General features: G+C 44.4%; 11 protein-coding genes, 1 tRNA gene and 3 pseudogenes. 12 read left to right on the top strand and 3 right to left on the bottom strand.

The window, feature by feature from the left end:
* The first annotated feature begins 6 nt into the window (after positions 1 to 6).
* From ACYX4W_RS08740 to ACYX4W_RS08775, 8 genes and pseudogenes are all read left to right on the top strand, one after another.
* On the top strand, positions 7 to 270 hold the full coding sequence (locus tag ACYX4W_RS08740; protein WP_476075294.1) for a hypothetical protein: 264 nt from the start codon (positions 7 to 9) through the stop codon (positions 268 to 270).
* Positions 270 to 915: pseudogene (gene pnuC / locus ACYX4W_RS08745) on the top strand (nicotinamide riboside transporter PnuC). The gene ACYX4W_RS08740 and the pseudogene pnuC overlap by 1 nt, the downstream one beginning before the upstream one ends.
* The gene (locus tag ACYX4W_RS08750; protein ID WP_476075295.1) at positions 881 to 1,741 is read left to right on the top strand and encodes a phosphotransferase; all 861 of its coding nucleotides are present in this window, start codon (positions 881 to 883) and stop codon (positions 1,739 to 1,741) included. Before pnuC ends, ACYX4W_RS08750 begins: the two are co-directional and overlap by 35 nt.
* 187 nt (positions 1,742 to 1,928) lie before the next feature.
* Positions 1,929 to 2,005, top strand: a tRNA-Trp gene (locus ACYX4W_RS08755).
* A gap of 356 nt (positions 2,006 to 2,361) precedes the next feature.
* On the top strand, positions 2,362 to 3,030 hold the full coding sequence (locus ACYX4W_RS08760; RefSeq protein WP_476075296.1) for an alanine acetyltransferase: 669 nt from the start codon (positions 2,362 to 2,364) through the stop codon (positions 3,028 to 3,030).
* A gap of 9 nt (positions 3,031 to 3,039) precedes the next feature.
* The gene (gene rimI, locus ACYX4W_RS08765) at positions 3,040 to 3,540 is read left to right on the top strand and encodes a ribosomal protein S18-alanine N-acetyltransferase (protein ID WP_476075297.1); all 501 of its coding nucleotides are present in this window, start codon (positions 3,040 to 3,042) and stop codon (positions 3,538 to 3,540) included.
* 133 nt (positions 3,541 to 3,673) lie between these two features.
* A complete protein-coding gene (locus ACYX4W_RS08770) occupies positions 3,674 to 3,970 on the top strand; it encodes a 2OG-Fe(II) oxygenase (RefSeq protein ID WP_476075298.1) in 297 nt (98 codons plus the stop codon).
* 228 nt (positions 3,971 to 4,198) lie between these two features.
* Entirely contained in the window at positions 4,199 to 5,128 is a 930-nt protein-coding gene (locus ACYX4W_RS08775; RefSeq protein ID WP_476075299.1) for a DMT family transporter, read from the top strand.
* Positions 5,129 to 5,135: 7 nt separating this feature from the next.
* Here ACYX4W_RS08775 and ACYX4W_RS08780 read toward each other — a convergent pair whose 3' ends face one another.
* Complete coding sequence (locus tag ACYX4W_RS08780) at positions 5,136 to 6,032, bottom strand: LysR family transcriptional regulator (protein ID WP_476075300.1); 897 nt, start codon at positions 6,030 to 6,032, stop codon at positions 5,136 to 5,138.
* 192 nt (positions 6,033 to 6,224) lie between these two features.
* On the opposite strand from ACYX4W_RS08780, the gene ACYX4W_RS08785 reads away from it, so the two are divergent.
* From ACYX4W_RS08785 to ACYX4W_RS08800, 4 genes and pseudogenes are all read left to right on the top strand, one after another.
* On the top strand, positions 6,225 to 7,424 hold the full coding sequence (locus ACYX4W_RS08785; protein WP_476054694.1) for an MFS transporter: 1,200 nt from the start codon (positions 6,225 to 6,227) through the stop codon (positions 7,422 to 7,424).
* 10 nt (positions 7,425 to 7,434) lie between these two features.
* Complete coding sequence (locus tag ACYX4W_RS08790; RefSeq protein ID WP_476075301.1) at positions 7,435 to 8,343, top strand: TIGR03571 family LLM class oxidoreductase; 909 nt, start codon at positions 7,435 to 7,437, stop codon at positions 8,341 to 8,343.
* 21 nt (positions 8,344 to 8,364) lie between these two features.
* A pseudogene (gene dkgB / locus ACYX4W_RS08795) lies at positions 8,365 to 9,202 on the top strand (2,5-didehydrogluconate reductase DkgB).
* 30 nt (positions 9,203 to 9,232) lie between these two features.
* On the top strand, positions 9,233 to 10,168 hold the full coding sequence (locus tag ACYX4W_RS08800; protein WP_476075302.1) for an alcohol dehydrogenase catalytic domain-containing protein: 936 nt from the start codon (positions 9,233 to 9,235) through the stop codon (positions 10,166 to 10,168).
* On the opposite strand, the gene ACYX4W_RS08805 is transcribed toward ACYX4W_RS08800, so the two are convergent.
* Positions 10,163 to 11,920, bottom strand: a complete 1,758-nt coding sequence (locus ACYX4W_RS08805) for a diguanylate cyclase (protein WP_476075303.1) — start codon at positions 11,918 to 11,920, stop codon at positions 10,163 to 10,165. The two genes, ACYX4W_RS08800 and ACYX4W_RS08805, sit on opposite strands and share 6 nt — an antisense overlap.
* 163 nt (positions 11,921 to 12,083) lie before the next feature.
* Positions 12,084 to 13,116, bottom strand: a pseudogene (locus ACYX4W_RS08810) (DUF2955 domain-containing protein).
* Between the last annotated feature and the right edge of the window lie 12 nt (positions 13,117 to 13,128).

The raw sequence follows: 13,128 nt of genomic DNA on the forward strand, positions 1-13,128 counted from the left end.
ACAGACATGCAAGTTATGGTTGAACTGTCGTTGTACCCTTTGGTTAACGAATATATTCCACCTATTCAAGATTTTATCGATAGGTTAAATAGCTATAGCGATATCACGGTGACAACATGTTCTACCAGCACGCAGGTTACAGGTGACTATGGTGTTGTTATGAAAGTACTCGGCGATGAAATGCAGAGAACTCACGAAGAAGTGGGGCAGGCTATTTTCGTTGCTAAGTTTTTAAATTTTGATGCCATGCAATCTAGAAAGTCATCTTAATGGCTAACTTCTTTTCTGAGTTCACTTCTCAAATTGCCGCTACTTCACTGCTAGAGTGGGTAGCGGTTGTCCTCGCTGTTGCCTATGTGTTGTTAGCTGCGAAACAGAACAGCTTGGTGTTGGCTGTGCGCCTTTGTAAGTACCGCAATTTACACCTGGTTATTTTGGCAGGTGACGTTGCCATTTCAGTCTGCGCTTAATTTCTTTTACATGGTAATGGCGGGATACGGTTATTATCAGTGGTCTAAAGGGGCGGAAGATGGCGAGGTAAAGCCAGTACTTCATTGGCCGCTGTGGGTTCATTTGCTCATTGTGCCGAGTATGTTACTGCTCGCTTGGGCTCTGTCTGAAGTGGCAAGCTCACAGTTCAATAGTGAGTACCTACTATTAGATGCGAGTATCAACTTATTGAGTGTGGTTACCACATTTATGGTGGCCCATAAGATACTGCAAAATTGGGTTTACTGGTTTTTCATAAATTTAGCTTCGGCATATTTATACCTGCAAGTGGGCTATGCATTGTCTGCCTGCCTGTTCCTAGGTTACGTAGGCTTTGCTGTATTTGGATACTATCAATGGCTTATTCAATATAAGAAACAAGGTGAACAGGTTGGATATCCTAGCCACGCTGCAAAAGGCGCTTAATCTCAGCGACAGTGCAAATGTTTCGGTACATCCTGCTGGCGCGGTAAACCGTGTTTATCGCGTTCAAGACCCAGCAAATAGCCTATCAAGTTTAAGTGAAAGCAACCGTCAAATAACCGTTCATCAAAAGCTTGAATATGTCCCCATTGATTTAGCCGTTAAGTGGCTGGGCGATGATGGTTTCAGTGGTGTGGAACGCAGACATCAGTTTGCTTTACAGCAACAATTATATGAAGTTGGGATAGCGCCGCAACCAATTTGGTTAAGCGATGATGAAACAATCTGGGTAGAACAGTGGGAAAGTCATAGAGCAAGCGCAGGGCTTTCTTCAACTAAACCCCCTTTACTAACGTTGGCTGAAACCCTAGTGCGCATTCATTCGTTGTCTATTACCGCAAGGCCACTAAATCTAGTTGCGAGATGGCAGCATTATTGTGATGTTGCAAAGCTTGACACGAGCAGTGACCTTTACTTGAGGGCGCGAGCATTTCAAAACAACGTAATTAATAGTGAGCAAGACGATGAAGACTGCGTGTTGTGCCACAACGACTTGTTGATTAATCACCTATTGCTTGGTACCAACAACTCGATAAAAGTTATTGATTGGGAGTATGCCGCAATGGGAAATCGTTACTTCGATTTAGCAAGCTGCTGCCTTATCAATAAACTTAACAAGAATGAAAGCGAAGAATTAGTTGCTCACTACGCAAAAGCTATGAATATCGACGAAGGCGATGCATTGGGTAAGTTTGAGTTACATTCTGACATTGTCCATATAACAAACGACCTGTGGTTTGCTGCGCTCAATGCGAATAAAAGTAATTAAACGCAAAGCGTGAAGCGCTTTAGGCTTGCCTTTGCGTAAGGCTAGTTCAATGGTCAGCTTAAACAGGCATATTTGACGTTATTCGATTGAAAAAACAGCGTATTGCGTGTTAATTAAGCATGCAGTGCATGGTAGTGATAAAAAGGCTTTACCTTTTTAATGTCATCCGTATAATGCACAGCGCGCTAGGGGTGTAGTTCGAATTGGTAGAACAGCGGTCTCCAAAACCGATGGTTGGGGGTTCGAGTCCCTCCACCCCTGCCACTTTTTCTTCTTGTGAACGATTCAGTTCAAATAAACAAACTTCTTTGTAAACTACTTATCTCGTTTTTTCTACAAGCCTATTTTTCATAGTTTTTATTCATAGTGCTTACTATTAGTGTTTTGCCACGTGAGTTTAAATACTCAATAGCCTAAGCGTTAGCTAATGCTTTAAGTCGTAATGCTTGTAAAGTAAAAGATTCCAATGCCTCTCTGGCTGATGGGTAGTATTTATTATTCTTTGTGTGCATACGGCATAGCGCACTTTAGGTAAAAGAATGCGATAGTTATTCATTCAGCTCAGCAACTTTAGTAAACTTGGGCAAACAACGGTTTATTTACTTTAGGTCTTTTACGCAATGTCTCTTACTTCATATCAGCAGGCGGTATTACAGGAAATGGGGATCCCAGTGTGGATCACTAAAGACGCCCATGCGAAGATGAAAAAGCAGGAAGGCTTAAAAGAAGACAACGCCTCAGCACCAATGCATGGCGCGGCTGCTAGTACATCGCCGCAAACATCTTTTAGCCAAAACGGTCAGGAACATAAGCCGCCATCAACGCCAATCTCACAAGAAGAAAAACAGTCACGTCTTGCCCAATTAAGGGCAAATGTAGGCAGTAGTGCAAAAGACAAACCTAAGCCTAAAGATGCTGTCACAGCCAAAACGCCCACTCGTTACGCGCCATCAAATGAGGCAGCTGAGCAAAATGTCGCTAATCAATCAGAAGTCGCGCAAAGCGAAGCTAAAGGACCTTTATCGCCAGAAGGTATTCCGTTAAGTGCTGAGCATAGAGCGAAGTCTCAGCAATGGCTTAAAGACTTGCAGCTAGCCTGTGTTCAGTTAGGTATTCCGTCACATTGGGCTAGCACCATAATGATTGGGCGTACGCTATCAGTAACTGAAACTGCCATTATATTGCCAGCCACACCGCTTAAACTCACCGCCACGCAGAAACGGGCGTTATGGGCACAGCTCGTCAGCGCGGGTAAAGCGTTAAACAACGCTTCCGTTGCACCCCAATAGTCTAAACCTATGAAGTTAGTCATCGTAACACCTGAAAGCTTTGATAAGCATATTGAAAGTGCACATGTTATCCATCAGCACTCGCAAGTCGCACCTTGGAAGTTAAGCACCTTTGCGGATTGCTTTACTAAACCCTATTACGGAGTGTTTGCCTTTGAAGGTGACGAGGTAATCGGCTATGCCATTATGCTTGAAGTTGTTGATGAAGCAACGCTAATGGATATAGCTGTAGATAAAAACGCTAGAGGTAAAGGAGTAGGGCGGGCTTTAGTTGATTTTGTCGTTGAAATGTCGGTGAAAAATGGCATGGGAGAAATCTGGCTGGAAGTTCGTGAAAGTAACTACACGGCTATTTCTCTGTACGAGAGTTCAGGTTTTGAACATATCGAAACTCGTAAAAACTATTACACCGTAGAAAGCAGCGATAACGACAAAAGCGGTATCAATGGAAATATCGCACAAAAAGAAAACGCTAAAATCATGAAGTGGACGAACTCAAACCTAATCTAGTCTGCGGCTCCACCGTTAGGCATATGCGTTTCATGTATATTAAAGCACTATCCGAACTCAGCATATGCTTCCCAGCACTTAGCCCTGCGTGTTTAAATTGCACCATGTTCTCGCCATCCAAGGTGAAATTAGCATGGCCAAAGTGCTCAACAAGGCAATAGTTTCGTCAAAACGTTTTGCCATAAATGTGGTTACCTATAAAGAGGGACATCGTGTGTTAGAACATAACGACCCTATGGGAAGCGGGCGTTATTTTAAATTTAACGTAGTGCTAAAAAAGCCTGAGCTGGGTGGCCAGTTTTGGGCGGAGAAAGTGATTTTTAATTTATTCAATCGAATCTACTTCTTTCGACCCGACAAATACATGCACAGTGTCAGTAAAATAGAGAATGGAGAGCGTAAGCTACTCTCCATTGCCTTGTACCTGTAAATCATATTTTTACGTTGCGGCGAAAGACCCGTATAGCAAAGTTTCCACGGGTTTTTAAAAAGTTGACCATATGGTCGACAAAATAACGTTATTGCACGGCAGGCTAGGTTTCAATTCACCGCCATTTCACTTATATTTGCGCCCTTAAAATTCTCCGCCTACATTCAGCTTACTCGGCGGTAGAAACTTTTCTTAACGCATTTCGTGTAATTGGATTTTTAAAAACGCATGTCTTCATTATCGGTGGCGGAAAAAGAGCAATCAAAAGGTATTAAAATGCTTTTGGTTGCGGTGTTGTGCTTAGGACTTAACTGGCCAGGTATGAAACTAGGGCTAGAGATCGTTGGCCCTGTGTGGATGGTGTGCTTACGCTTCTTGTTAAGCCTTCCCGTACTTGCGCTGTTTGTACTTATCACCAAAAAACGTTTACCGGTGCTCAATCGTAAAGATCGCTCGGTAGTTTTTGTCGTTGCGTTTTTCCAGTTTATCCTATCTATGGGGCTTATTACTGTCTCCCTGCAGTTTATCCCCGCGGGCACGGCCAGTATTCTTATTTATACCACCCCTCTCTGGATGCTGCTTATCGATACATTATGGTATCGGCAACGCCCGCCTTCTAAGCGATTAATCCTTACCGGTATATCTACTATTGGCTGTGCAATGATTTTATTTGCTTCGGGAGAGCCAGGCGCATGGCTACCCCTGTTTGGGATGCTGTTAGCGTCTGCATTGTGGGCGATCGCTATTCGTCGAGTGTCTTTTCATAAATGGAAAGGTAGCGTTATTGAGGCGGTATTCTGGCAATTCACCATTGCTGGTTTCGCCATGCTTGCTATTGCTCTGATAGTAGAGCCAACGCCAAATTTTGGGGCCTACGATCTAATTGACTGGCTGTTACTTGCCTACATTGGCCCTGTGGCAACGGGTCTTGGTTTTGGCCTTATGGTTGCGGCTGGACCTAAATTACCGCCAGATAAAATCGTTCTTATTAGTACACTTACCCCGATTGTGGGCTATGTAAGTTCTGTGATATTACTTAAAGAAACGCTGCTGCCTATGGTTATGGCCGGCGCAATATTGATGATTGCAGCGCTAATCGTAAACGGCCTTTCACCAAGTATGCTTAAGAAAATACTAGGCAAAGGACGCACAAAGTAATCTCTGTTTAAAGCGTTAAGCGAGGTTGGATAAAGTCTAAAAACGCAGAGATACGAGACGATACGGCGCTATTTTTGTAGTACACCGCTTGCACTGATTCTCTGCGATTTGGACTCACAATATCCTCGCTAAACAAATCGACAAGCGTGCCCTCGCTAATATCCTTATGAACCATAAAGTGGGAAAGTAACGCGATACCTTGCCCTGCAATGCATAGTTGTCGAATGGTTTCACCGCTTGACGCATGAAGGCTGTATTGCAAGTTGATATCTTGCTTAAGTGGCCATTTATTTAGACTTGGTGAGTCGCTAAAGCCAATCAGTTTGTGTTTGTTTAGCGTGCTAATTCCATCATCGTTTTCAGATATGGGATATTTTTCAAGATACTGTGGACTTGCCACAATATGTAGTTTACTTTTTCCTAGACGTCTAGCATGCAAGTTAGAGTCGCTTAAATCACCAATACGTATTGCGATGTCGGTTTTGTGTTCTAACAAGTCGATAATGCTATCGTGACTGGTGATATCAAGCGTTATGTCAGGAAATGCTTCTCGAAATTCACCCACTAACGGCGCTAACTGGTGGAGTACAAACGGGCTCGCAGCATCAACCCGAAGTTTTCCAGACGGGGTACGCTTCAACAGCCGAAGTGCCTCTTCACCTTTTTCCAATATATTTAGCCCGTCTCTGGCATATTGCAGAAAAAGCTCACCTTCTTCTGTTAGCTCTAGCCGTCTGGTAGTGCGATTCAATAGGGTTACATCTAAGCTATCTTCAAGGCGGGTAACCGCTCTGCTGACTTTCGCAACCTGCTGATTAAGCAAATTTGCAGCACTGGAAAAACTACCTGTATCCACAACGGTTAGGAAGGCTTCTAAATCTTCAGTTTTTGATGAGACTGGCATTACACACCTTATATTTTCAAATACCGCAAAAGTATTTTGTCATTAGTGCTGTTTTTTGCAAATAAATTTATCGTCAAACTGTACGCACTTTATTAATGGCTTTCAAAAAACGGTGTAGTTGTTCGTTCTAGAAGCCAATGGTGGCGTTGTTAATCAAGCCATCTCGTTAATTACTTTTTGAGGATAATTGAAATGCCTATTGCATTATTTGCGTTAACGTTAAGTGCGTTTGCTATTGGCACAACAGAGTTCGTGATAGTGGGGCTTGTCCCCACCATTGCTACTGATCTTGGTGTTACGTTACCGAGCGCAGGCTTACTGGTAAGCTTGTACGCCGTTGGTGTTGCCGTTGGCGCACCGGTTCTTACCGCCCTTACGGGAAAGTGGAATAGAAAGCATGTTCTGCTTAGCTTAATGGCGCTATTTGTGGCTGGTAATATTCTCGCTTGGCAAGCGCCTAGCTACGAGAGCTTAATTTTAGCTCGCATATTGACAGGCCTAGCGCACGGAGTGTTCTTCTCCATAGGGTCCACTATTGCTACTGGGCTTGTGGCGAAAGAAAAAGAGGCCAGTGCTATTGCCATTATGTTTACTGGTTTAACCGTAGCTCTTGTGACCGGTGTGCCCTTAGGGACTTGGATTGGTCAAAATTTCGGTTGGAGAGCAACTTTCCTTGTGGTTTCCGCACTTGGCACACTTGCGCTAATTGGTAGTGCGTTGTTGGTACCGAGCAATCTTAAACAAAGTAAGCCTGCCACCTTGGGTGAACAAATGAAAGTGTTGGTTCAGCCTCGTCTGGTATTAGTGTATCTAATGACGATTTTGGGGTATGGCGGCACGTTTACGGCATTCACCTACCTCGCCCCTATATTGCAGGAAGAGGCGGGTTTTGCGCCCTCAGCCATTAGCTTAATTATGTTGGTTTACGGTGTATCTGTCGCGGTAGGCAATATTTATGGCGGCAAGCTTGCTGACAAAAAAGGCCCAATCCGTGCGCTAACAATCATCTTTTCAGCCCTTGCAGTCATCTTGTTTGCGCTGACATTTACCATGGGCAGTAAAGTTGCCGCAGTGATTACTGTTTTAGTGTGGGGGGCATTTGCCTTTGGCAATGTGCCAGGGCTACAGGTTTACGTTGTTCAATTAGCAGAGAAGTTTACCCCTAATGCCGTCGATGTGGCATCAGGTTTAAATATTGCGGCATTTAACATTGGCATAGCAGTGGGTTCCATCTTAGGTGGCGCAATTGTCGATGGCATGGAGCTATCAGATACCGCATGGATTGGTGCGCTTATTTCTGTCTCAGCTTTGGTTGTTACTCGCTACAGCGGCTATTTAGACAAGCGCGCACTCAATACTGCGAATACGGCGAATAATACAACGAGCGCGTAGGGAGGTCACAATGACGACAAATACCTTTGATAAGCTTGCACAACATACGTTCTCTGTAGGTGTAGAGCTTCCGTTAGATAACGACTGGGCACATTTCGACGCCACAAAAGGTACGCCGTTTGGCGTACCTGATATGACCGAGCATCACAGCCGTATTCAGCTAGCTGACAAGCTGGGGTTTAAAGCAGCGTGGGTACGAGATGTACCAGTTTACGACCCTAGCTTTGGTGACGCGGCTCAGGTTTTCGAAACCTTCACTTACTTGGGCTATTTAGCAGGTATCACAGACAATATTCTATTAGGCACAGCCGCTGTTGTTTTACCTCTTAGGCAGCCATGGCTTGTTAAAAAGGCGGCAGCAACGGTGCAGCAGCTAAGTAACGACCGCCTTATACTCGGTGTAGCCAGTGGGGATAGACCAGTGGAATATCCGTTGTTCGATGTTGATTTTGACAGTCGCGGCGAGCAATTCAGGCAGTCACTAGAGATTGTAAAGTACGGTGAAAATTCTCTTAAGCCTGGCATGTCACTGTTACCACGCTCAACAACGCAACCGTTGTACGTTGCAGGACTTGCACAGCAAAACCCTCAGTGGGTTGGCGAAAATATGGACGGTTGGCTAGCGTATCCAGGTACACCGAACGACCATGCAAAGCGCGTAGAACTATGGCGAAATGTCGCTGGCAACAAGCCGTACGTTAGTTTTATTCATCTCAATTTGGTTGAAGACGATGAAGCGCCCATAAAACGCCACCGATTCGGGGTTGAAACTGGTGTAAACGGGCTTATCAAAGAACTCAATGCAATGAAAGAAGCGGGGGTTGATCATATTGGCCTGCACTTCAGACGTAATACGCAACCTGTAGAAGACGCGATGCAGCGCATTGCTGACAAGGTATTACCTCACTTTCATAAATAACGGAACCAACAAGGAGGCATCATGCCGAATGTAAATCAGTCACAATCTAAAATTCCTTCGCTAGGTGTAGGCACGTTTCGCTTAAAAGACGATGAAGCCTATAACAGCGTGACAATGGCACTTGAAGTGGGTTTCCGTCACATTGATACGGCGCAAATTTACGGCAATGAAGAAGCGGTAGGTCGCGCTATTAAAGACGCTATTGCAAACAATCTTGTTGCACGTGAAGACCTTTTTGTCACCACCAAGGTATGGAACGACAAGCTGAATAAAGCAAGCTTTGTGGATAGCGTAAAAGAAAGTTTGGAAAAGCTTCAACTGTCATACGTTGACCTGCTACTTATTCATTGGCCGTCACCGGAAAATGGCGAAAGCATGGAAGAGTACCTAGGTGAATTGCTGCGCGTTAAGGAGCTAGGCCTGACAAAAGAAATTGGTATTTCTAACTTTACCGTGGCACAAATTGAAGAAGCGGTGAGTATCTTGGGCGAGGGCGTTATCGCAACGAATCAGGTAGAGGTGCACCCTTATCTTACTAATGGAAAAGTGCGTGCAGCGTGCGAGAAGCATGGCATCACAGTTACAGGGTATATGCCGTTTGCTGTGGGCAAAGTGCTAAAAGACGAGACTATCACTGCGATTGCAGATAAATATGGTGTAAGTACTGCTGAGGTAGTCGTAGCCTGGGAAGCTGGCCCATGGTTTAGTCACTATTCCATCGTCGACTAAGCGTAAAAACCTGGAAACCAATTTCAAAGCGCTTGAACTTACCTTAGATGCAGAGGATATAGCGAAAATTGATGCGCTAGATTGTGGCGACCGTCAAGCCAACCCAGATTTCTCACCTGCGTGGGACTAATTGGAAAAATCACCGTGTTAAGGAGCTTTTATGGAAGCTAACGTTTGGCAATTTGATCAGGCCGGCGCTGCACTGGTACAAGATGTACGGGAATTTTCTGAGCCAGAAGCAGGGCGTATTGTTGTGCGCAACTATGCTATTGGCATTAACCCAGTTGACTGGAAATTTATCGATGATAACCCGCGAGACTGGGAAAAAGGGCATATTCCTGGTGTAGACGGCGCAGGTGTTGTTGTTGCTGTAGGAGAGGGCGTTGATAACAATCTTTTGGGTAAGCGGGTGGCTTACCATCATAGCCTAGGTGAACACGGAAGCTTTGCCGACCATAGTGAAGTGTACGCAAGTCGCGTAATGCTAGTGCCAGAAAGTGTGGATTTTGCATTGGCCGCTGCCTTGCCATGTCCAATGCTTACTGCCTGGCAAGCGTTTAGTAAAGTACCGGTAAGAAAGGGCGCTGACGTGCTAGTCAGCGGTATGGGCGCCGTTAACAAATTGCTGGCGCAAATGCTTTCACAAGCAGGTTTTAGTGTGCATGTTATCTCAGGTAGCTTTACTCAAGAGCAAGCTGCTGAGATGGGCGTAAAAGCCATTCATCGCAATAAGCCTGAAGGGCAAGCCTTTTACGCGCTTTTCGATGCAAATGGTCCAGACTATGCGGCGTCATTCGTGCCGCTTCTCGAAGCTAATGGGCACGTGGTAAGTATTTTAGGTCGTATTGAAGAGCCTATTGATGCGCCTTTCACTCGCACTATTTCTTATCATGAGATAGCCCTAGGCGCGCTGCATGATTATGGCGATTTATCGCAGTGGCAGCGCTTGGTGAAAAACGGAGAGGCGCTACTTGAGCAAGTCGCTGAGCAATCTTTAGTGGTTGAGATCCCCAATCTTTTCGAATTTGATAATTTGAACAAGGCGCTGCAATTTTCAAAAGAAGATAAGCGAAAGGCGGTGGTTACGGTGTCATAAAGCCGGAACGATTAGGTTTCTTCCTTTATCTTTGGCTACGTAAAGAGCTTTATCAGCCCGCCTAAAGGCTTCGACAATATCGTCGGAGCCTTTACATAATGTCCAACCTATACATGCTCCCAGTTTCCTGTCATCTATCGATGCAATCGCTAACTGATTTATGGCACGGTGGACGATTTCCAATTGTTTTGCAAATTCCTCGGCTTCGCTAAACTGACTATCATTAGGCTTTGTAATGCGCTTTGCAATGGCAAACTCTTCACCACCATAGCGCGCTGCTACTTGTCCCTCATCATTAAGCGGCGCAAGAATGTTAGCAATGCCCTTTAGTACTTCGTCACCTACATCGTGCCCAAATGTATCGTTGATACTTTTGAAGTGATCTAAGTCGATTAGCGCAATGGCTAACGCATCATGATCGTGTAAGCTTTTATCAAACGTATTGTCCACGAACATATCCAGCGTACGACGATTGGGCAACTCCGTTAAACTATCTTTGGAAGCCAGTTCTGCTAGAGTGCTATTCGTTTGTTCGAGCGCAAGGGTACGCTCTTTTACCAGCGCTTCTAATTTAGATGCCTGTTCACTTTTTAATTGTGCAGTTTCTTTCTGCGCGTCTCTTTCCCTTTGAACAACTTTCACCATATAGCTGGCGGTAAGTGCAACCATAAATAGGCATGTCATAACTAGCCCAGACATAAAAGTGGCGATGGGCTCTAAATAAAGCTCGACCTCAAAAAGTGCAATAATAGTAAGGACTAGGGTACTAAATGTTACTGGAAGCATAGCGGCAGCTAGCCACTTGGCTCTATCAGAGCCCCGCTTGTGCTCTACGACGATAACAATACCCGCTATCAGTATATAAGGGAAAAAGAGGACAACAGGAAGCTTTAAGGCAATATCTAATCCCACCGTTTGCCAAAGTAAAATACCCATAAAGGGCAACACTATGCAGAATCGTTTCACCGTCTTTGCCCCGTACACTTCGTGGTTGTCTCTGGCAAGAGTTTGAAACAATACCCAAAAGGCAGTAATCAATACCGAATAAATACTGATGGCATAGCTAATGTCATTCAAGCTTGGTGTATTTGGCCACAGTAGTTCAAATGCGTAACCGAACACGCGGAAAAACCAAAATGTTGTCGCAAAAATAAATGATGCAAAGCTCAAAAAAACTAAGTTACGGCTAGCAATATAGCCTAATGCACAAAGTAGGGTAAGCAGCCCCATTGCGCCGAAAAATGCCATATCCCGCTGCAAGGTTTTCATATACAAGTTACTGTAATACTCAGGTGTGGCGACCGAGAAACTGTATCTTAAAATCTCACCAGACATAGTGCCGGTAAACTCAGTATAAGAAGACGGCTGCAATACAGAGGGGAAATGATAATTGGGCGTATTCACCGCTCGAGTACTGTAAGGTTTACTGTCGCCGGTTTCCCATTGATAATTGCCATCGGTGACAACTAACGTTTTCATTGCAGGGAAACTTATTGAAAACCAGACGGGAACTTGTGTATCTAACTGATTGTAAATACGAACTTTGAAATGCAAATACTGTGACGGCGACCTATCAATAACATCAGCGCTATACAACCACTCTTCTTCGCCGGTTATAATTGCTGAGTCACTTACCGCAAAAACTACATCGTTATCTAAAGACAACATAGTTTGTGAGTTATTGAAATTAGCTGCGTTGGCCGTCTGGCAACAGCATGCTATTACAAGCCATGCGAGCAATATTCGCAGCATTCATCGTCCTTGTTTTATTGGTTTTTTTTATCTACAACTCAATATAGCACATAGTTTCAAAAATTTAGTACGCATCAAATAAAACATAAGTATAGGTAAATCGCCTATTTCTTGTTGCGTTTTTAGCGTGGATAACTAATTAAAGTCGTTAGAGAACTCGAAGCTAATAAAATGTGTGATGTCGTGTCACTTGATAGGCGTTGAGAGCGCGATGTACAACGTAAATAACACACAGGCTAAGTGCAATGGCAACCACTACCGATGAAAAGCGATACAGCGCACTATAAATAATATCCTGCTCAGGTGAGAGTGACTGGCCGTACAAAATGCCAAAGGTCGTTAGCACACCGAAGCCAGTACCAGCACCACCTCCGCCTAAGACATGTTGGCGGCTAATGAAAAACACCAATATCCACAAGCTAAAGCTAGCAAAAAATAACGTATCACTATAATTGAGCAAAATGAGACTGGGCGAGCAGGGCAAGATTACAACCAATGAGTGTACCCAGTGCCCGTTGCCATCCACTCATCGTTGCGCCTTTCCAACAAAGTGGAAATAGTATCAAGACGCTCGCAGCTTGTGCTGATATCGAATCTACTAAGTCAAAGGTTTGAAACACAGCAAAGGATAATGTGGCGACTGTCGTACATAAGATAACTTCGTGACGAATACTCGCTTTATCTTTTGTCGCTTTGGGCAAAGGCGTGCGCGGCGCTTCATCGGGAAAAACAATATGCAAGGCCAATGCAATTATCAGTGCCAACAGAGTTGCACCTATGTTTGATATGACCAATGCATAAATATCTATTCCATCACTACTGTAGCTGGCAAAATGAAGTTGCAGCGATAGTCCTACAAGAGAAAAGGCCCCGAATAAATACAGTGTACCTTTACTCATCTGCCAAAACAAAAAAGCAAAAGTGGCGGCAATTAGCGGTGTGATCAGCAATGGGTGGCTGCCGAACAAGCCGTAGATCACTAAAACAGTAGCCGCAGGAAAGGTGGTTGCGGCAAGAAATTGTCGAACAATGTGACCGTTTATAACGGCCACCAGTCCAAGCAATAGAATTGGATACAAAGTGAAAAATATCGGATTAGGCCAATCCAACGCTTTCGATATAGCAAACCCTAACGTGGCACCTGACGCGATCCGAAGCATCTGCTGAACATCATTTTTACTTAGCTGTGATTCCATATTTTATGTCTA

The organism is Alteromonas sp. ABH4_454, from assembly GCF_056311775.1.

Coding starts and splice junctions, on each gene's coding strand:
- ACYX4W_RS08775 (WP_476075299.1), top strand. CDS start 4,199: ATGTCTTCATTATCGGTGGCGGAAAAAGAGCAATCAAAAGGTATTAAA.
- ACYX4W_RS08780 (WP_476075300.1), bottom strand. CDS start 6,032: ATGCCAGTCTCATCAAAAACTGAAGATTTAGAAGCCTTCCTAACCGTT.
- ACYX4W_RS08740 (WP_476075294.1), top strand. CDS start 7: ATGCAAGTTATGGTTGAACTGTCGTTGTACCCTTTGGTTAACGAATAT.
- ACYX4W_RS08805 (WP_476075303.1), bottom strand. CDS start 11,920: ATGCTGCGAATATTGCTCGCATGGCTTGTAATAGCATGCTGTTGCCAG.
- ACYX4W_RS08790 (WP_476075301.1), top strand. CDS start 7,435: ATGACGACAAATACCTTTGATAAGCTTGCACAACATACGTTCTCTGTA.
- rimI (WP_476075297.1), top strand. CDS start 3,040: ATGAAGTTAGTCATCGTAACACCTGAAAGCTTTGATAAGCATATTGAA.
- ACYX4W_RS08785 (WP_476054694.1), top strand. CDS start 6,225: ATGCCTATTGCATTATTTGCGTTAACGTTAAGTGCGTTTGCTATTGGC.
- ACYX4W_RS08800 (WP_476075302.1), top strand. CDS start 9,233: ATGGAAGCTAACGTTTGGCAATTTGATCAGGCCGGCGCTGCACTGGTA.
- ACYX4W_RS08760 (WP_476075296.1), top strand. CDS start 2,362: ATGTCTCTTACTTCATATCAGCAGGCGGTATTACAGGAAATGGGGATC.
- ACYX4W_RS08770 (WP_476075298.1), top strand. CDS start 3,674: ATGGCCAAAGTGCTCAACAAGGCAATAGTTTCGTCAAAACGTTTTGCC.